Here is a 17,726-nt window from a genome sequence, read left to right as displayed (position 1 = left end):
CATTTAATAATTTAAAAATTGAACAGTATCTCTAAACAACCGATTCATTTTTTAACCAATCATAACCTTTTTCTTCCAATTCAAGCGCTAATTCCTTAGTTCCTGATTTTACGATTTTACCCTCGTGTAAGACATGTACAAAATCCGGAACAATATATTCCAGCAAGCGCTGATAATGCGTAATAACCAGTATAGCGTTGTCTTTACTTCTGAGTTTATTAACCCCATTGGCTACTATTCGCAAAGCATCAATGTCCAGGCCGGAATCTGTTTCATCCAAAATTGCGAGTTTTGGTTCCAGCATGGCCATTTGAAAAATTTCATTTCGCTTTTTTTCACCACCTGAAAATCCTTCATTTAAGGAACGTGACAGAAATTTTCTGTCTATTTCGAGCAATTCGGATTTCTCGCGGATAAGTTTCAGCATCTGATTAGCCGGCATGTCCTCAAAACCCCGGGCTTTCCTCGATTCATTTATTGCCGTTTTCATAAAATTGGTCACTGAAACCCCGGGTATCTCAACCGGGTACTGAAACGAAAGAAAAATTCCCTTATGCGCTCTTTCCTCAGGGGAAGTTTCTTCCAGGTTTTCACCATCGAATTCAATACTACCTTCGGTAATTTCAAATTCTTCCTTTCCAGCTATAACGGAGGCAAGCGTGCTTTTTCCTGAACCATTAGGGCCCATAATAGCATGTACTTCACCTGCATTGACTTCCAGGTTTATTCCGTTTAATATTTCATTTCCTTCTACACCGGCGTACAAATTATTTACTTTTAACATACTCTGATTTAGTTTAGATATTGAGGTGCTTTTGGCATTTTGTTAAAATCATCTTTTTGATGCTGCAAATATACCTTTGCCTTTTTTTCATCTGCAAAAGCTTCAAAATTTTTCATGCTCTCCCTGGTTTGGGAGACATCATAATTAAAAATTGGGATTCTCTTATACTCCCTGTTTTCATAAAAATGATAAAGATCTCCGGATAAAAGCAAAGGCCCGTGTTCTTTTAAATCAAGAAATAAAACCTGATGCCCCGGGGTATGTCCCGGCATATATTTTAAAATGACCGTCCCGTCATTAAATACATCAAAATCTCCATCAATTTTTTTAATCTTTTTTAAATCCTTAATTGCGTTATACATATCCGGATTCGATTCTTTCAACTCTTTCCCGGTTACAAAATCATACTCCTCCTTCTGTACAAGCCATGTTGAATTCTTAAATAGGTTGGCATGTCCGCTATGATCAAAATGAGTATGGGAAAGAGATATGTATTGAAAATCATCCGGCGTCATCCCAATTTGTTTTAATTGATTTAATACCGAATCCTTTCGGGAAACAGTAAATGCACCGTCAGGTGAAGTATATGGTTCGGGAAGTCCAACCAGTGATTCGGGAAGTCCTGCATCCCACATTATGTTCCCTTTTGGATGTTTAATCACATAAAATGCGTCGGCAAATTCTTTGCTTTGTCCTTTATAAGTCTCATCCTGAGCAAACAGTCCTAATGTATTTACCACTACTTTACCACCATCAAAAGTATAGAGTTTAACTTCTGGTCTGGAGTTAATTTCTTTAATCTCTGATGCAGATACAACTTCCTTTTTTACTTCTTTACAGGCAAAGAGTGAAAAAATTACCAATAATGTTATATACTTTTTCATAGTACTTAACCTACTGATCCTTCAAGGCTTATTTCTAATAGTTTTTGTGCTTCAACAGCAAATTCCATAGGAAGTTTGTTAAGTACTTCCTTGCTAAAACCGTTTACGATAAGGGCAATGGCTTTTTCCGTTTCTATGCCCCGCTGATTGCAATAAAAAATCTGATCTTCCCCAATTTTACTTGTTGTAGCCTCATGCTCAATCTGCGCTGTTTTATTCTTCACTTCTATATACGGAAAGGTATGTGCTCCGCAGTCATTTCCCATCAACAAGGAATCACATTGTGAAAAATTCCTGGCATTCTTGGCCCTGCTGTTCACTTGCACCAAACCTCTGTAGCTATTTTGTGACTTCCCGGCAGAAATGCCTTTTGAAATAATTGTGCTTTTTGTGTTTTTACCCAGGTGGATCATTTTCGTCCCGGTATCAGCCTGCTGAAAATTATTTGTCACGGCTATTGAGTAAAATTCACCAATAGAGTTATCCCCTTTTAAAATGCAGGACGGGTACTTCCATGTAATAGCCGAACCGGTTTCAACCTGTGTCCACGAAATCTTAGCGTTTTTTTCACATAGCCCCCTTTTCGTAACAAAATTGTAAACTCCGCCTTTACCTTCTTTATCGCCCGGGAACCAGTTTTGAACCGTGGAATATTTAATTTCAGCATTATCCAAAGCAATAAGTTCTACCACAGCAGCATGTAATTGGTTTTCATCTCTCGAAGGAGCCGTGCAGCCTTCCAGATAACTTACATAACTGCCTTCATCTGCAACTACAAGTGTACGTTCAAATTGTCCGGTACCAGCCTGATTTATACGGAAATAAGTTGACAATTCCATTGGACATCTGACTCCTTTAGGGATATAACAGAACGATCCGTCGGAGAATACCGCAGAATTTAATGCCGCATAGAAATTATCCTTTTGAGGCACAACAGTCCCAAGATGTTTTTTAACCAATTCGGGATGTTCTTTGATAGCTTCAGAGATAGAACAAAAAATTATCCCTTTTTCTGCAAGTGTTTTTTTGAATGTAGTTGCAACGGAAACTGAATCCATTACAATATCAACTGCTACTCCTGCCAGCTTTTTTTGTTCATCCAAAGAAATCCCCAATTTTTTAAACGTATCCAATAATTCTGGATCCACCTCGTCTAAACTATCGTATTTAGGTTTTTTATTAGGAGCAGAATAGTATGAAATATTCTGAAAATCTGGTTTTTTGTAGTTTATATTGGCCCATTCGGGTTCAATCATTTCCTTCCATGATCGAAAAGCTTCAAGTCGCCATGAAGTCATCCATTCCGGTTCTTCCTTTTTTTTGGAAATAGCGATTACAATTTCCTCGTTTAAACCTTTGGGAAAAGTATCAGACTCAATATCGGTGTAGAAACCATATTCATATTCTTTGGTTTCCAGTTCTTTTTTTAATTCTTCTTCAGTATACGCCATACGCTTTTAAACCCTTAAGGGTATCCTATATTTTATAATGAAAAACTCTCACCACAGCCACATGTGCGCTGCGCGTTAGGATTATTAAAAACAAATCCCTTACCATTCAGGCCCCCGGAATACTCCAGAGTTGTGCCAACCAGGTAGAGAAAACTCTTCTTGTCTACAATAATGCGCACAGCGTTATCTTCAAAAACCTTATCAGTCTCATCAACTTTATTGTCAAATTTTAATTCATATGACAATCCGCTGCAACCGCCGCTTTTTACACCAACCCTAACAAAATCCTTTTCGGCATCAAAACCTTCCTCAGTCATAAGCAAGGTGACCCGCTGTTTTGCTGTTTCAGAAACTTTGATCATTTTATATCCTTATTTGGTTTTATTCTAAATAGTTTACAAATATAGGGTATAGTTGGGGTTTTACCACAATTAGTAACATTATTATAACGTATAAAACAATAGAGGTTATCTATTGGGACTTATCAGAACTATAAGGAAGGGGCGGGCAAAATTGGATGGCCCAAAATAAGGGCTTTTCACAGTTTGTCATTAATTGATAAGTATTATTTGATCTTTATGATCAATACGTCTGAAAGCCCTTTATTTATGAGGTCCGGGAAGTCATTACTAGTACTTTCACCAACAAGAAGAATGCTTTTATCTTCATTCTCAACCGCATCAAAACCATAATCCAGATTTGATCCTCCATAAGATCCCTGCCATAGCAGATTTCCTTCGGAGTCCGTTTTTATTAACCAAATATCGTTTTCTCCTTTATTTTCTTCGGCATTCCCATCAGTACTTTTTGTATTCCCGGTTATGATAAAACCTCCGTCTTTTGCGGTACATACTGCTTGGGCCGCATCGAATTGAGAGCCCCCAAAAGTCTTCTCCCATAATAGATTGCCATTATCATCTATTTTTACAAGCCATATATCAGATTCACCATGATTTAGTGAAATATCCTTATCTGTGCTAAAAGTGTTTCCGGCAACTACATATGCTCCATCATCAGTTTTGGCAATATCATAAGCGATTTCTATTCCTGAACCACCAAAGGAACGCTCCCAAAACAACTCACCTGTAGCTGTTAATTTAATTACCCAAAAATCGTAGCTGCCTTTAGTATTCGAAATATCATAATCATCACTTTCCGAAAACCCGGCCATTACAAAGCCTCCATCGTCCGCTTCAATAACCGCATGGGCCCTGTCATTGTTGGTGCCTCCATAATAACTCCTCCATTCCAAATTACCATTGGCATCTATTTTGGTGCCCCAAAATTCCCCCACACCATGTCTGGTAAGAAAATTGCCCTTGTAATATGTGCCATCGTCAAGAGCGGCAGTAATATCTAAAAATCCAGCGAAGAAAAACCCTCCGTCAGCTGTTTGTACTAAATCATATGAATGATCGTGTCCGGAAAAACCAAAACTTTTTTCCCATTCAATAGCCCCGGATTCATCAAGTTTCAAAATCCAGTTATCATGAAATCCCTGATTGCTGCTGCCGTCTCCATCATCACTCATAGCGTATCCCGTAACGGCATAGCCGCCATCTGAGGTCTGGATAATGGACTGCCCCCTGTCATCTTTGGTGCCGCCATACGTTTTATTCCAAAGGAGATTCCCGTCCTCGTCTAGCTTCAAAACCCAATAATCATTTACAGGTGTGGATTTTGCGGCGAGATCGCCGTCCGTACTTTTTGAATATCCAAGAATCGCATAGCCCCCATCACTTGTGCGTATAACGGATTGCGCAGTTTCCTCGTCTGAACCACCAAAACCCTTTACCCATTCAATCTCACCTAAAAAAACGGCATCTTGATAGGCATTGCCGGGGATTGCCGTATCATCATCTGAACATGAAAACAGCAATAAGGCAATAACCGAGGTATAAAAGCTTTTCACAGTTATTTTAATTTGAGTTTTTGATTACAAAAAGACCAGAATTGATGTCATTCACAATGATTTTTTCACTTTCAAAATATGGGTAGACACTCCATACCCCTTCAAAAGCAGCTGTATTATTTGCGGGATATGTATCAAAAAAACCTTTTTCATCAATAGTCTGTCCATCAATTCCTGAAATATCGAGGATTCGAACGCCTGCAGTATAATTTGCGAGATAAAAATCCTCTCCTTTAACATAGCCGTTATGATCAATAGCTGCCGTTTCACCTGAATAAGTTGTGAACAGCTCCGGGTTGTCAAGGTCCGAAAGATCAAAGACCAGGGTGCGTGAATCAAAACCAAAGGTCAGCTCATCGGTTTCATCTCCTAAAATAAAATAGCGTTGATCTTCTGAAAACCATCCCTGATGGGTGTATCCAATATTGGCATATTGAAAACTGCTGATCTGCAGGGGGTTAGTTTTATCCGTAACATTTACAATAGCTACCTGGTTTTCATTTGCCCCTATAAAAATCTCCTGCCCAATATAATCCGCATCAGGACCATTGTAGGTAACCACTTGGGCATCATGAGAATAACCGTTTGCGCCATAGCCACCTGCAGCGATTGGGTTTTTAGGCTCCTGTATATTAATAAAATGAGCCCCTCCATTGTATAAGTCATTTCTTGCAGTGCCAACAGCGTAAGCGTATCCACTAACTTCATTGATAACAATATTATGAGCACTGCCAAAGCCTGTATAGCGAGAATCTGCACTAAAGGTCACGGGAGGGTTGGATACATTCCTCAATTTGGTTAAATCAAAAACCTGCATTCCATGGCCGCCGGCTTCCGATACAATAAATGCATGGTCCTGATACACTTTAATATCCCTCCAGGAACTTGATTCCGTTGCCGTTGGCAATTTCCCCAGATAAATCATCTTTTCTGAATCGGTTATGTCTACAAAGGCGGTTCCATTATTCAAACCAACCAATGCATATTCATTACCTGTTGTGCTGTCTGTCCACCCCCAGATATCATTTCCTGAAGAAGCGCTAAATGAAGCCAGGCTCATTTGTCCCAAAAGATCATAGCCATTGCAGGGATATACTCCTGCCATTCCATCCTGACAAGGAAAAAATCCTGTTTGTGGATTTTCAATAATGTTTTCGGGGTCATCATTAACGGAAGAGTCATCACTGCCGGAGCAACTAAAAAGAAAGTACAGGCCAAAAATCAGCAGGAGTGTTTTGTTCATGGGGCAAAAATTAATAATTCTTTTTCCCTGTAAAGATAATATTTTAATCTCATCCGCTTATTTTTGTACAATGTTTGAAGATAAGAACCAGGAGAAAACTTCCTTGGAACAGCTGGGTGAATTCGGCTTAATAGAGCACCTTACCAAGGACTTTAAATTGCATCATAAATCTACTATTAAGGGTATTGGTGATGATGCGGCCGTGATTGACTTTAATAAGAAAAAGGCGATAGTCTCAACAGATTTATTGATTGAAGGGATACATTTTGATCTTAGCTATATGCCTTTAAAACATCTTGGTTACAAAGCTGTAATGGCTAATCTGTCTGACATTTACGCAATGAATGCGACAGCTACCCAGATTACGGTGTCTGTTGCAGTCTCCAATCGTTTTCCCCTGGAAGCTTTGGAAGAATTCTATAAAGGTATTGCCCTGGCCTGTGAGCTTTATAAAATAGATTTGGTTGGAGGAGATACCAGCTCATCTACCAAAGGAATGATAATAAGCATCACTGCCATGGGACAGGCACCGAAAGAAGACATAGTGTACAGGAGTAAGGCAAAACCAAATGATCTCCTGGTGGTTAGTGGCGACCTGGGAGCTGCCTATATGGGTTTGCAGGTATTAAAGCGTGAAAAGGAGGTATTCAAGGTAAACCCAAACAATCAGCCGGATCTTTCCACTTACAGTTATATCATTGAGCGCCAATTAAAACCTGAGGCCAGAAAAGATATTGTGGAATTATTAAAAAAGCTCGGGATTCAGCCTACTTCCATGATTGATATTAGTGATGGGCTTTCTTCTGAAATTCTTCATTTGTGCAAGCAGAGTGAAGTTGGTTGTAATCTTTATGAAGATAAAATCCCTTTAGATCCAACTGTAATTTCAGCATGCGAAGAGTTTAAACTGGATAGCACTTTAGTTGCTTTGAGCGGGGGTGAAGATTATGAATTACTGTTCACAATTGATCAAAAAAAATTCCCGGAATTGAAGGGCAATCCTAACTTTACTGTTGTGGGGCACATAACAGAAAAGAATGAAGGCGCACACTTAATTTCCAGGAATAATTCTAAAATTCCTCTTACCGCTCAGGGTTGGAATTCATTTGCCAAAGCATAATTAAGCTACCTGTTGCGTATGGGTAGTCCTATGTCTTTTTTGGTACAAATCTTCTAATGTTTCATTGATCTCCTGAAGTTCAGGGGTTAAAACGGAAAGGTTACCGCTTACGTCTGTTGTGACTTCCTTGCCACAGTGAACACACTTATACTCCTTTATGTGCAAAGTCACTTTCTTGGATACGGAATAATGGTGGCCAAAAATATTGCAAAATATTTTTTTCATAATGTAGGTTTTAGGTCTGCATTGGTAGGGTTTTGGGTATCCTTAATATGCATTAATAATCTTTCAGTAAAAGTTATTGAGACTACAATTTCAAATAACTTAAATTCAGAACGCATCTAACTTGCATTTTATTGAGTAAGGCCTATAAATTTTATGTTTTTTTCGATGAATGTATCTTTTTACGACAAAATGTTAGTTTAAGAGGATGTATTTTGTTTAAGAATTAGTCTTTTTTTCATTTATCTTTCACTCCATAATTAATATTATGGTAAGAAAAAAAGAAACGCTTGTAACTGCTTTTGCTCTTTTCTCTCTTTTCTTTGGCGCAGGAAATCTTATTTTACCACCTCAACTTGGATTTAAGGCAGGGGAACTTTGGTGGTTGGTCGCTCTTGGTTTTGCTATTTCTGCAGTTTTAATCCCAATATTTGGCATTCTAGGTCATGCAAAACTACAGGGGACAATGTTTGATTTTGCTTCTAAAGTTTCACCTTTATTCAGTTTAATTTATTGCTTCACGATTTATGGGGTTGCAATTTCTTTACCTTCCCCGAGAACAGCTTCTGTTACCCACGAAATAGGCATAGCGCCTTTGCTTCATAATTCTACTTTAAGCACAAGCATCGTTTATTTTGTTTTAGTTTTCATTTTTGTATTGAACCGTACAAAAATTTTGGACATAGTAGGCAAGTATTTAACGCCAGGCATTATACTAATCCTTTTGGCAATTATGGGTATCGCTTTGTTTTCCTTCCCGATCGATTTTGGCACAAACTCTTTCATCAATCCAATGACGGCAGGAATTCTGGAAGGTTATCAAACCTTTGATGCTATAGGAGCGATTGTTGTGGGCGGGGTCATTATAACTTCTATTAACCTTAAGAATAAAGAAGCTTCATATGAACAAAAAAAAGCTTTACTTGGGAGGGCGGGATGGCTGGCAGGATTCGGTTTAGTAATGATTTATTCCGGATTAATTTTTACGGGGGCTCTTTTGCAGGGGGAATTTGACCTGGCTATTTCACGTACCTCACTTATCATCGGAATCAGTAAAATTACTTTAGGATCTACGGCTAACTTATTCCTGGGAATATTAGTAAGCCTGGCTTGTTTTACAACGGCCGTGGGAATTGTTGCGGGAACTGCAGATTTTGTGAAATCACGTTTTCCAAAATCAAACAAAGCCTATTTGGTTACTGCTGTAGTGAGCTGTTTCCTCGGAGTACTAATGGGGCAGTTTAATGCAGATTACATAATAGCTATTGCCTTGCCGATTCTTATGTTTATTTATCCAATTACCATAGTACTAATCCTACTTAATGTGATTCCGGAAAAATTTGGTTCTTCAAGGGTTTTCAGGACCGTTGTTTTAACTACTATCCTTTTTAGTATTCCTGATTTTTTAGGAAGTATTGGCCTGAGCAGTTCTATAGAGGCCATTACAAGGTGGATTCCCTTTAGTAATTTAAGTATGGGCTGGGTATTACCGGCTTTAGTCGTTTTTATTGTAGCGAATATTGGTAAAGGAGATATTCCTACAGCTTCGGGACTTTAGTACAGTTAATAACAGGGCCTTAAAGTTCAATCCTGAAATGGATGTCAATTAATTATTCATAAGGTCTTCTATCTCATCAATTTCAATTGGGATATCACGCATTAGATTGAATGGAGATCCCTTATCCATGATAACCACATCATCTTCAAGCCGAATACCCATTTTCTCATCCGGAATATAAATTCCCGGCTCTACTGTATACACCATATTCGGTTTCATTGGTGTTTTTAATTCTCCATAATCATGTGTGTCTAATCCCATATGGTGACTCGTGCCGTGCATAAAATATTTTTTATAAGCGGGCCAGTCCTTATCTTCATTCTTTACATCCGCTTTATCAAGTAAACCTAAACCGAGTAGTTCCGAAGTCATTACTTTCCCAACCTCTACATGATAATCTGCCCATAAGGTGCCTGGCACCAACATATTTGTAGCTTCATTTTTAACGCGAAGAACAGCTTCATATACCTGACGCTGCCTTTTAGTAAATTTGCCGTTTACCGGAATAGTCCGGGTCATATCACTTGAATAATTGGCATATTCCGCTCCTACGTCCATCAGGATTAAGTCGCCATCTTTACATTGATTGTTATTTTCTATATAGTGTAAAACGTTAGCGTTGTTCCCGGATGCAATTATTGGGGTATAAGCGAATCCTCTTGAACGGTTTCTAATAAATTCGTGCAGGAATTCTGCTTCCAGTTCATATTCCCAAATACCGGGTTTCAGGAATTTTAATACCCGACGAAATCCCTTTTCAGTAATATCGCAGGCATGTTGGATGAGCTTAATCTCCTCTGCTTCTTTTACACCTCTGATCTGTTGCAAAATTGGATTGCTCTTCGCCCAACTATGGGCTGGAAAATCTTTTTTGCATTTTATAATAAAACGATCTTCTCTGGTTTGGGTCTCTACGGACTGCCTGTAATGTTCGTTGGTGTTAAAATAAATACACTCGGCTTCGGTCATCAGCCCAAAAAATACCTTGTCAAAATCTGTTAGCCAATGCACAGATTCTATTCCGGAAACGGCAGTTGCCTGTTCCTTATCTAACTTCGCTCCTTCCCAAATGGCAATGTGTTCGTTTGTTTCCCTTACAAACAATATCTCCCTGTTTTTTTCATCAATGGCATCCGGGAATAGCAAAAGGATAGATTCCTCCTGGTCTACCCCACTCAGGTACAAAATATCTCTGTGTTGTTGAAATGGCATAGTGCTGTCTGCGCTAATTGGATAGATATCATTGGAATTAAAAATCGCAATGCTCTTCGGCTTCATTTGTGCCGTAAATTTTGCCCGATTTTTTTTAAACAGCCCGTTGTTTATTTGTTCATATTTCATAAAAGGAAGTACTTTCCTCAAAAATAAGCATAAGCCCTATCACTTCAAACAAGAACTCATTTTAAAAAGCAGTAAAACTCGAATAACTCAATGCTTAACAATTAAACAAACCGAAGCCTATGAGTATGTTTTTGTCTGCAACATCTCAAATTAATATTTTCAGACTCTAATCTCCGTTTTCATTTCCATGAAATTAAATCTGTTACAAATTTTATTTTCCTGTTTTTTTGGATGCCAATCTGTACTGGTACGAAAATTGAAAAAGCCCTGCTGCTTAAAAACAGATAGATTCAAATTCCCCTGTTAGGAATCTTCCTCTATTTTGGTATTGGCTTAATTGCTTTCAGGGTTTCATCTATAAAAGTTTATATCCCTTTTAGTATTTGCTTAAAATCGATCTAAATACCATTCTATTAGGCCCTGAAATTTGTTAATGATTAGCTCTTGACTTAAATTTGGTCCCCTAAACTATAACTAATGAGTTCACTGATTAAATCGTCCATAGCCCGGAAGGTGGTGATGGCACTTTCGGGTCTTTTTTTGGTATTGTTTTTGGCACTTCATGTAACCATTAATTTAACCTCCGTAATTTCTCCCGACACTTTTAACCAATGGTCCCATTTTATGGGCTATAATGGATTAGTGCAATACATTATGCAACCTGTTTTGATAATTGGTGTTATTGTCCATTTTGTTATGGGAATAGTTCTTGAGTTTCAAAATATGCAGGCGCGCACAATTAAATACACTAAATACAAGGGAGCTGCAAACGCTCCGTGGGTTTCAAGAAATATGATAATAACGGGCCTTGTTGTGCTTGCCTTTCTTGGTTTGCACTTCTATGACTTTTGGATTCATGAAATGACCTACAAATATATCGAGGTTAATCCTGAAGACCCTGCGCGTTATTATACCGAAACCGTAGAGAAATTTGCGCCTGTCTGGAGAACTATCCTTTATGTGATTTCCTTCGGATTGCTCAGCCTTCATTTATGGCATGGCTTTGCCTCATCTTTTCAAAGTATGGGTTTAAACAATAAATACACCCCATCTATTAAATCATTTACCAAAATCTATGCTATTGTAATTCCTTTGGTATTTGTCTTTATTGCAATATATCATCATCTTAACCCTATAACTCATTAATTATGGGCATTCTTGATTCAAAAATTCCATCAGGGCCATTGGCTGAGAAATGGACAAAACATAAAAATGAAATAGATTTAGTAAACCCCGCCAATAAAAGGAATATTGACATTATAGTCGTGGGCACAGGGCTTGCCGGCGGTTCTGCTGCCGCTTCCCTGGCAGAATTAGGCTACAATGTTAAAACCTTTTGTTATCAGGATTCACCCAGAAGGGCACATTCCATAGCTGCTCAGGGAGGAATAAATGCCTCTAAAAATTATCAGGGTGATGGTGACAGTGATTACAGATTATTTTATGACACCATAAAGGGAGGGGATTACAGATCTCGCGAGGCTAACGTTTATCGACTGGCAGAAGTTTCCGGAAATATTATTGATCAATGTGTTTCCCAGGGAGTTCCATTCGCTCGTGATTATGGCGGTCTTTTAGATAACCGTTCTTTCGGTGGTGTTCTTGTTTCGAGGACTTTTTATGCCAAAGGGCAAACAGGGCAACAACTTTTATTGGGTGCCTATGCAGCAATGAACCGGCAAATACATCGGGGAAAGATTAAGTCCTATACAAGGCATGAAATGCTTGATTTGGTGCTAGTTGATGGCAAAGCCAGAGGAATAATAGCAAGAAATCTCATTACAGGAGAAATTGAGCGTCACTCTGCTCATGCGGTTGTTATAGCTTCAGGAGGATATGGTAATTTATTTTTCCTTTCTACCTATTGTATGGGAGCCAATGTCATGGCTGCCTGGCGGGCACATCGAAGAGGAGCTTTTTTTGCAAACCCTTGTTATACACAAATACACCCTACCTGTATCCCGGTTTCAGGAGATCATCAGTCCAAACTTACTCTAATGTCTGAGTCTCTCAGGAACGACGGACGTATATGGGTGCCTAAAAATTTAGACGATGCCAAGGCCATACGTGAAGGAAAGTTAAAGCCAACACAATTAAAAGAAGAAGACAGGGATTACTATTTAGAACGCAGATACCCCGCATTTGGAAATCTGGTGCCGCGGGATGTAGCCTCAAGGGCGGCTAAAGAACGCTGTGATGCCGGATACGGTGTAAATAAAACCGGAGAGGCTGTATATCTCGATTTTGATGCGGCCATCATGCGATATGGGAATGAAAAAGCACTCACATCTGGTCTAAAAAATGCCGATGATGCCCATATTAGAAAACTTGGGGAAGAGGTCGTGGAAGCCAAATATGGCAACCTGTTCCAGATGTATGAAAAAATTGTGGATGAAAATCCATATAAAACCCCAATGATGATATATCCTGCGGTACATTATACCATGGGAGGGCTTTGGGTCGACTACAATTTGCAGACAACAATTCCAGGATGTTATGCAGCAGGCGAGGCTAATTTTAGTGACCATGGAGCAAACAGGCTTGGAGCATCCGCTTTAATGCAAGGATTGGCAGATGGTTACTTTGTGCTGCCGTACACCATAGGTGATTTCTTAGCCGATGATATCCGCACCGGGCCTATCCCCACCGATTCCGAAGAATTTGATAGGGCTGAGAAGGATGTTTTGGATAGGATTAATAGGTTAATGTCTGCAAACGGAACCAATTCTGTTGATTATTATCACAAAAAATTGGGCAAAATCATGTGGAATAACTGTGGTATGTCTCGTAATGAAAAAGGATTAAAGGAAGCTATTAAAGAAATTGCAGCCTTGAGAAAAGATTTTTGGGAGAATGTAAAAATCCCGGGAGCGGCAGATGACAAAAATCAGGAACTGGAAAAAGCAGGTCGTGTAGCAGATTTCCTTGAGATTGGAGAACTTTTTGCCATGGATGCCTTAGAACGTAATGAGTCTTGTGGAGGTCACTTCAGAGAAGAATATCAAACCCCTGAAGGGGAGGCGTTGCGTGATGACAAGAATTTCAAATTTGTGTCGGCATGGGAATATAAAGGAGAGCCAAAAGACGCCAAATTGCATAAAGAGAATTTAATTTATGAAAACATTGAAGTAAAGACGCGTTCCTATAAATAATAAGCTATGAAGATTTATCTTAAAATATGGCGTCAAAAAGATGCTTCCTCCAAAGGAAAAATGGTAGACTATACTCTGGATGGTATTGAAGGTGATATGTCCTTCCTTGAAATGCTGGACATATTAAACGAAGATCTAATTGCAAAGGGCGAGGTTCCTGTAGAATTTGATCATGATTGCCGCGAAGGTATTTGCGGCACTTGTTCACTTCAAATTAATGGTCGCCCGCACGGTCCCGACAGGCTTATTACCGCCTGCCAACTGCATATGCGTAGCTTTAAAGATGGTGACACCATTGTAATTGAACCTTTCAGGGCCAAAGCCTTCCCGGTAATAAAAGATTTGATTGTAGATAGAAATGCTTTTGAACGCATTCAACAGGCCGGTGGTTTTATTTCTGTGAACACTTCAGGCCGCACTGCTGACGCAAATAACATTCCTATACCAAAAGTGAATGCGGATAAGGCATTTAATGCGGCTGCATGTATTGGTTGCGGAGCATGCGTAGCGGCGTGTAAAAATGCCAGCGCCATGTTGTTTACTTCAGCCAAAGTATCCCAGTTTGCATTATTACCGCAGGGACGTGTCGAAGCAGCAGAGCGCGTACAAAATATGGTAAGACAGATGGATCTGGAAGGATTCGGAAATTGTACTAATACAGGTGCCTGTGAGATAGAATGTCCAAAGGGTATTTCTTTGGAGAATATTGCGAGAATGAATAGAGAATATTTAAGCGCCTCCTTAAAGGGCTAAAAGAAAAATGTTCATATTTCTGAAATCCCGGATAACATTATCCGGGATTTTTATTTGGAATTTCCCTGTGTCTTTTTTGCTATTTTTACTATAACTAAAATGCTATGAAATCATCTGCACAAAACATTAATTCCAAGTTGCCAAAGCTACCCGAATCCATATTTACTACAATGAGTCTGCTCGCAAAGGAGTATAACGCCATTAACATTTCACAGGGTTTTCCCAATTTTGATCCGGATCCTGTTCTTATAGAATTGGTTGCAAAAGCAATGAGGGACGGGCATAATCAATATGCCCCATTGGGTGGCATATATACTCTCAAAGAGGTAATTGCCGAAAAGATTTCCCTTTTATATGGCGCCAATTACCATCCACAGTCTGAAATAACGGTTACAGTAGGAGCAACACAAGCCATTTTTACTGCTATTTCGGCAATGGTTTGGCCAAATGACGAAGTAATAGTTCTCAAACCAGCCTATGATTGCTATGAACCTGCTATTAAAGCAAATGGCGGTATTCCGGTGCTAATTCAGTTAAACGAAAAGGATTATACAATAGATTGGGATGAGTTTAAGGCACATCTGAATAAAAAAACCAGGATGGTAATTATTAATACACCACATAACCCAAGTGGGATGGTATTTTCCAGTTCTGATATGTTAATGCTTCAAAGTTGCCTAAAAGGCACCGATATAATATTGTTAAGTGATGAAGTTTATGAGCATATAGTATTTGATAAGCACACTCACGAGAGTGCTTCAAAATACCCGGATCTGGCATCAAGAAGCTTTGTTTGTGCCTCATTTGGAAAAACTTTTCATGCAACGGGATGGAAAATGGGTTATTGCGCAGCACCAGCAGAACTTATGAAAGAATTTCAGAAAATTCATGAATTCAATGTGTTTTGCGTTAATCATCCGTTCCAGAGAGCACTGGCCGAATATTTGAAGCAACCTGCCCACTATTTGGATTTGGGTCCGTTTTACCAGCAAAAACGTGATTTATTCTTAAACGCAATCCAAGATTCCAGATTCAAATTTACACCTACCCGGGGTACTTATTTTCAACTTTTGGATTTTTCAGAAATCAGCGATGAAAGTGATATTGCTTTTACAGAAAGACTTACCAAAGAATTCGGTATTGCTACTATCCCCATTTCGGTTTTTAATAAAGACCTGGTAGATAATAAACAGATTCGGATTTGTTTTGCAAAGACTCCTGAAACGATCTTAGAATCGGCTGAAATTATATCTGCAATCTAGCTGATTTTTTCAATAATCCCTGGCTGTTCATTTTGTCATTCTTCATTCTTATTCTAATCTATTGCATCCTGAATAAGACGCATCAAATCGCCAATCCTGGATGGCTCTAACCATCTTGTAACAACAACCATGTTATTGGCCCTGTCAATGACAATAAAATTTCCGCCAAAACCAGCGGCATAATAAACATCTTCTGAAAGTTCCTCCCAATGACGGTCTCCCTTTTGGTTAAGCCACCACATATAACCATAGTTAGCGTTAGGCACAGAAGGTGTTATTGCTTCATCTATCCAGGCCTCACTAAGAAGCTGTTTCGCATTCCATTTACCATTATTAAGAAATAGCAAGCCAAAACGCGCCATATCTGCGGTATTTATGAAAATGCCTGCCCCGGAATGACCACCACCCGTAACAGATTTCATTTTAATTCCGTCTATTACCGTCCAGGCATTGTCGTAACCATACCAACGCCAGGTAGTTGAAGCACCTATTTTATCCATTATATGCTCCTTGAGCACAACAGGAACAGGCTTGCGCCAAACGTGAGTCAATGCATAGGCCAACACATTCACACGTACATCATTGTACTCCATTACCGATCCTGGTTCATTGAGCTCTCTATATTTCCAATCGTCCAGCCCCCCATCCCTGGGTGGCCTGTCTGCCCAATCCTTGCCGCCCCACAACTGTCCGGACCAGTCTGAGTTTTGCTGTAATAAATGTTTCCAGCTAATTTTGCTATTATGTTCTCCTGCAAAAGTGCCATCCCAGATATAAGAGGAAACTTTGTCGTCTGTGCTTTCAATTAGGTGATTGTCTACCGCAAGGCCTGCCACAGTGGATAAAAAACTTTTTGTAACACTGAAAGTCATATCTACACGATTTATATCGCCCCATTTTTGAACGATATAACCATTTTTCAATATCATCCCTGCAGGACCGCCTCGTTTTTTAGTAGGCCCCAAAATTTGATGAAATGGTTCTCGCTCAAAACCCTTTAAAATTGCTATGCGCAAATCTCTCGACCCTTTATATTCATTGTTTTCCGCAAAATTTACTGCTTCATTAAGTTTTTTTTCATCAAGATTAAAAACAGACGCAGGCCGTTCTAGCCAGGTAGCGTTTCTTTCAGGAAAATAATTCGTCTGCTGACTGATCGTAATATTTGTTGATAATAACAAAAAAGCGAAGGCAAGGGTTTTTACATACATGGTTTATTTCTTTATTTTTCCAAGTTAATCAAATTCAGTTTCATTAGCCAATCCATTTGTTTATCCGTGCCTATGTAATACGGATGTTTTCCAAACTTTATAAATCCATTTTTTTCATAGAATCTGATAGCTTTACCGTTTTTCTGCCAAACTCCGAGCCAGAGGTAACTTTTATTTTTACCAACTGCAATACGTTTAATATTATTTAGCATAAAATGGCCTATTTTATTTCTCTGAAATTCACTTTTTACATAAATTCTTTCCAATTCCATAGCATTTTCATCCTTTATATCTCTTTGAGCCTCATCTTCATTTAATTTAAAATATGCTATTGTCTCATCTTCTGAATAAACCAGGTAAAAAGACATCTGAGGGTTTGTCAGTTCCCTTAAAATTTGTTCTCTGGAAAAAGCCGTTTCCATGTAGGCTTTAAAATCATCCGGGTTATTATGGTTTTCAAAGGCATCAATAAATGTCTTTCTGGAGATCGAAAGAAGTCTATCCAAATCGGAATTTGTACATTTTGATAAATGAAGATTCATACTGTTATTAAATATTCCCGAAAATAAAAAAAGGAGTAAAACAAATTGCTTTACTCCTTTTAATTCTTTAAAGATTATCTACTAAAACATAAATAGTTTTTTGGTCAACATTATTATTCCGCTAAAAAACTCGTTTCGGTAAACCTGGATTTCTTCTTCAGCAGGCCTGTGGTTAATTTGTGCGTCCATAGGTTTTAAAATTAAATAAGATTTGGGGTTGAAAAATAATGATATAAAGATAATGTGTATGATTCAGGTCTCTTAAATTTTGTTGTGAATGATCTCCAAATT

General features: G+C 38.7%; 16 protein-coding genes. 6 read left to right on the top strand and 10 right to left on the bottom strand.

The genetic code is table 11. From position 1 onward, the window contains the following. Nucleotides 1-31: 31 nt before the first annotated feature. The 6 genes from sufC to G504_RS0114735 form a co-directional block, all read right to left on the bottom strand. On the bottom strand, nt 32-784 hold the full coding sequence (gene sufC / locus G504_RS0114760) for a Fe-S cluster assembly ATPase SufC (RefSeq protein WP_019670968.1): 753 nt from the start codon (nt 782-784) through the stop codon (nt 32-34). An 8-nt stretch (nt 785-792) separates the two neighbouring features. Continuing rightward, nucleotides 793-1,668 carry an N-acyl homoserine lactonase family protein gene (locus G504_RS0114755; RefSeq protein ID WP_019670967.1) on the bottom strand — a complete coding sequence of 292 codons (876 nt, stop codon included), beginning with the start codon at nt 1,666-1,668 and terminating at the stop codon, nt 793-795. 5 nt (nt 1,669-1,673) lie between these two features. Continuing rightward, nucleotides 1,674-3,119 (bottom strand): Fe-S cluster assembly protein SufB, encoded by a 1,446-nt coding sequence (gene sufB / locus G504_RS0114750; protein WP_019670966.1) that lies wholly within the window; start codon nt 3,117-3,119, stop codon nt 1,674-1,676. 32 nt (nt 3,120-3,151) lie between these two features. Next, a complete protein-coding gene (locus G504_RS0114745) occupies nt 3,152-3,481 on the bottom strand; it encodes a HesB/IscA family protein (protein WP_019670965.1) in 330 nt (109 codons plus the stop codon). Between the two features lie 203 nt (nt 3,482-3,684). Beyond that, nucleotides 3,685-5,031, bottom strand: a complete 1,347-nt coding sequence (locus G504_RS0114740; protein WP_019670964.1) for a hypothetical protein — start codon at nt 5,029-5,031, stop codon at nt 3,685-3,687. A 7-nt stretch (nt 5,032-5,038) separates the two neighbouring features. Further along, on the bottom strand, nt 5,039-6,274 hold the full coding sequence (locus G504_RS0114735) for a choice-of-anchor B family protein (protein WP_019670963.1): 1,236 nt from the start codon (nt 6,272-6,274) through the stop codon (nt 5,039-5,041). 70 nt (nt 6,275-6,344) lie between these two features. Here G504_RS0114735 and thiL point away from each other — a divergent pair, with 70 nt between their 5' ends. After that, entirely contained in the window at nt 6,345-7,394 is a 1,050-nt protein-coding gene (gene thiL / locus G504_RS0114730; RefSeq protein ID WP_026348605.1) for a thiamine-phosphate kinase, read from the top strand. On the opposite strand, the gene G504_RS19530 is transcribed toward thiL, so the two are convergent. Then, nucleotides 7,395-7,619: a hypothetical protein gene (locus tag G504_RS19530; RefSeq protein WP_083930783.1), complete on the bottom strand. Its 225-nt coding sequence runs from the start codon at nt 7,617-7,619 to the stop codon at nt 7,395-7,397. Nucleotides 7,620-7,884: 265 nt separating this feature from the next. Between G504_RS19530 and brnQ the strand changes: the two genes are divergently transcribed. Further along, entirely contained in the window at nt 7,885-9,174 is a 1,290-nt protein-coding gene (gene brnQ, locus G504_RS0114720) for a branched-chain amino acid transport system II carrier protein (protein WP_019670960.1), read from the top strand. A gap of 48 nt (nt 9,175-9,222) precedes the next feature. Here brnQ and G504_RS0114715 read toward each other — a convergent pair whose 3' ends face one another. Then, complete coding sequence (locus G504_RS0114715; RefSeq protein ID WP_019670959.1) at nt 9,223-10,515, bottom strand: aminopeptidase P family protein; 1,293 nt, start codon at nt 10,513-10,515, stop codon at nt 9,223-9,225. 477 nt (nt 10,516-10,992) lie between these two features. Here G504_RS0114715 and G504_RS0114710 point away from each other — a divergent pair, with 477 nt between their 5' ends. The 4 genes from G504_RS0114710 to G504_RS0114695 all read left to right on the top strand — a co-directional run bounded on the left by G504_RS0114710 (nt 10,993) and on the right by G504_RS0114695 (nt 15,682). Further along, a complete protein-coding gene (locus G504_RS0114710; RefSeq protein ID WP_019670958.1) occupies nt 10,993-11,661 on the top strand; it encodes a succinate dehydrogenase cytochrome b subunit in 669 nt (222 codons plus the stop codon). Between the two features lie 2 nt (nt 11,662-11,663). After that, nucleotides 11,664-13,667 (top strand): fumarate reductase/succinate dehydrogenase flavoprotein subunit, encoded by a 2,004-nt coding sequence (locus G504_RS0114705; RefSeq protein WP_019670957.1) that lies wholly within the window; start codon nt 11,664-11,666, stop codon nt 13,665-13,667. A gap of 6 nt (nt 13,668-13,673) precedes the next feature. Continuing rightward, nucleotides 13,674-14,420: a succinate dehydrogenase/fumarate reductase iron-sulfur subunit gene (locus G504_RS0114700; RefSeq protein WP_019670956.1), complete on the top strand. Its 747-nt coding sequence runs from the start codon at nt 13,674-13,676 to the stop codon at nt 14,418-14,420. Between the two features lie 104 nt (nt 14,421-14,524). After that, the gene (locus G504_RS0114695; RefSeq protein ID WP_019670955.1) at nt 14,525-15,682 is read left to right on the top strand and encodes a methionine aminotransferase; all 1,158 of its coding nucleotides are present in this window, start codon (nt 14,525-14,527) and stop codon (nt 15,680-15,682) included. Nucleotides 15,683-15,735: 53 nt separating this feature from the next. On the opposite strand, the gene G504_RS0114690 is transcribed toward G504_RS0114695, so the two are convergent. Next, the gene (locus G504_RS0114690) at nt 15,736-16,893 is read right to left on the bottom strand and encodes a serine hydrolase domain-containing protein (RefSeq protein WP_019670954.1); all 1,158 of its coding nucleotides are present in this window, start codon (nt 16,891-16,893) and stop codon (nt 15,736-15,738) included. A gap of 11 nt (nt 16,894-16,904) precedes the next feature. Then, entirely contained in the window at nt 16,905-17,435 is a 531-nt protein-coding gene (locus tag G504_RS0114685) for a GNAT family N-acetyltransferase (RefSeq protein WP_019670953.1), read from the bottom strand. Between the last annotated feature and the right edge of the window lie 291 nt (nt 17,436-17,726).

This window comes from Eudoraea adriatica DSM 19308 (assembly GCF_000382125.1).
Taxonomy (GTDB): Bacteria; Bacteroidota; Bacteroidia; order Flavobacteriales; family Flavobacteriaceae; genus Eudoraea; species Eudoraea adriatica.
The sequence above is the reverse complement of the archived record's forward strand: the minus strand, read 5'-3'. Positions and strand labels throughout refer to the sequence as shown.

Bases quoted from the DNA above. Each gene is read 5' to 3' on its own strand.
- sufC (WP_019670968.1), bottom strand. From the start codon at position 784: ATGTTAAAAGTAAATAATTTGTACGCCGGTGTAGAAGGAAATGAAATA.
- G504_RS0114755 (WP_019670967.1), bottom strand. From the start codon at position 1,668: ATGAAAAAGTATATAACATTATTGGTAATTTTTTCACTCTTTGCCTGT.
- sufB (WP_019670966.1), bottom strand. From the start codon at position 3,119: ATGGCGTATACTGAAGAAGAATTAAAAAAAGAACTGGAAACCAAAGAA.
- G504_RS0114745 (WP_019670965.1), bottom strand. From the start codon at position 3,481: ATGATCAAAGTTTCTGAAACAGCAAAACAGCGGGTCACCTTGCTTATG.
- G504_RS0114735 (WP_019670963.1), bottom strand. From the start codon at position 6,274: ATGAACAAAACACTCCTGCTGATTTTTGGCCTGTACTTTCTTTTTAGT.
- thiL (WP_026348605.1), top strand. From the start codon at position 6,345: ATGTTTGAAGATAAGAACCAGGAGAAAACTTCCTTGGAACAGCTGGGT.
- G504_RS19530 (WP_083930783.1), bottom strand. From the start codon at position 7,619: ATGAAAAAAATATTTTGCAATATTTTTGGCCACCATTATTCCGTATCC.
- brnQ (WP_019670960.1), top strand. From the start codon at position 7,885: ATGGTAAGAAAAAAAGAAACGCTTGTAACTGCTTTTGCTCTTTTCTCT.
- G504_RS0114715 (WP_019670959.1), bottom strand. From the start codon at position 10,515: ATGAAATATGAACAAATAAACAACGGGCTGTTTAAAAAAAATCGGGCA.
- G504_RS0114710 (WP_019670958.1), top strand. From the start codon at position 10,993: ATGAGTTCACTGATTAAATCGTCCATAGCCCGGAAGGTGGTGATGGCA.
- G504_RS0114705 (WP_019670957.1), top strand. From the start codon at position 11,664: ATGGGCATTCTTGATTCAAAAATTCCATCAGGGCCATTGGCTGAGAAA.
- G504_RS0114700 (WP_019670956.1), top strand. From the start codon at position 13,674: ATGAAGATTTATCTTAAAATATGGCGTCAAAAAGATGCTTCCTCCAAA.
- G504_RS0114695 (WP_019670955.1), top strand. From the start codon at position 14,525: ATGAAATCATCTGCACAAAACATTAATTCCAAGTTGCCAAAGCTACCC.
- G504_RS0114690 (WP_019670954.1), bottom strand. From the start codon at position 16,893: ATGTATGTAAAAACCCTTGCCTTCGCTTTTTTGTTATTATCAACAAAT.
- G504_RS0114685 (WP_019670953.1), bottom strand. From the start codon at position 17,435: ATGAATCTTCATTTATCAAAATGTACAAATTCCGATTTGGATAGACTT.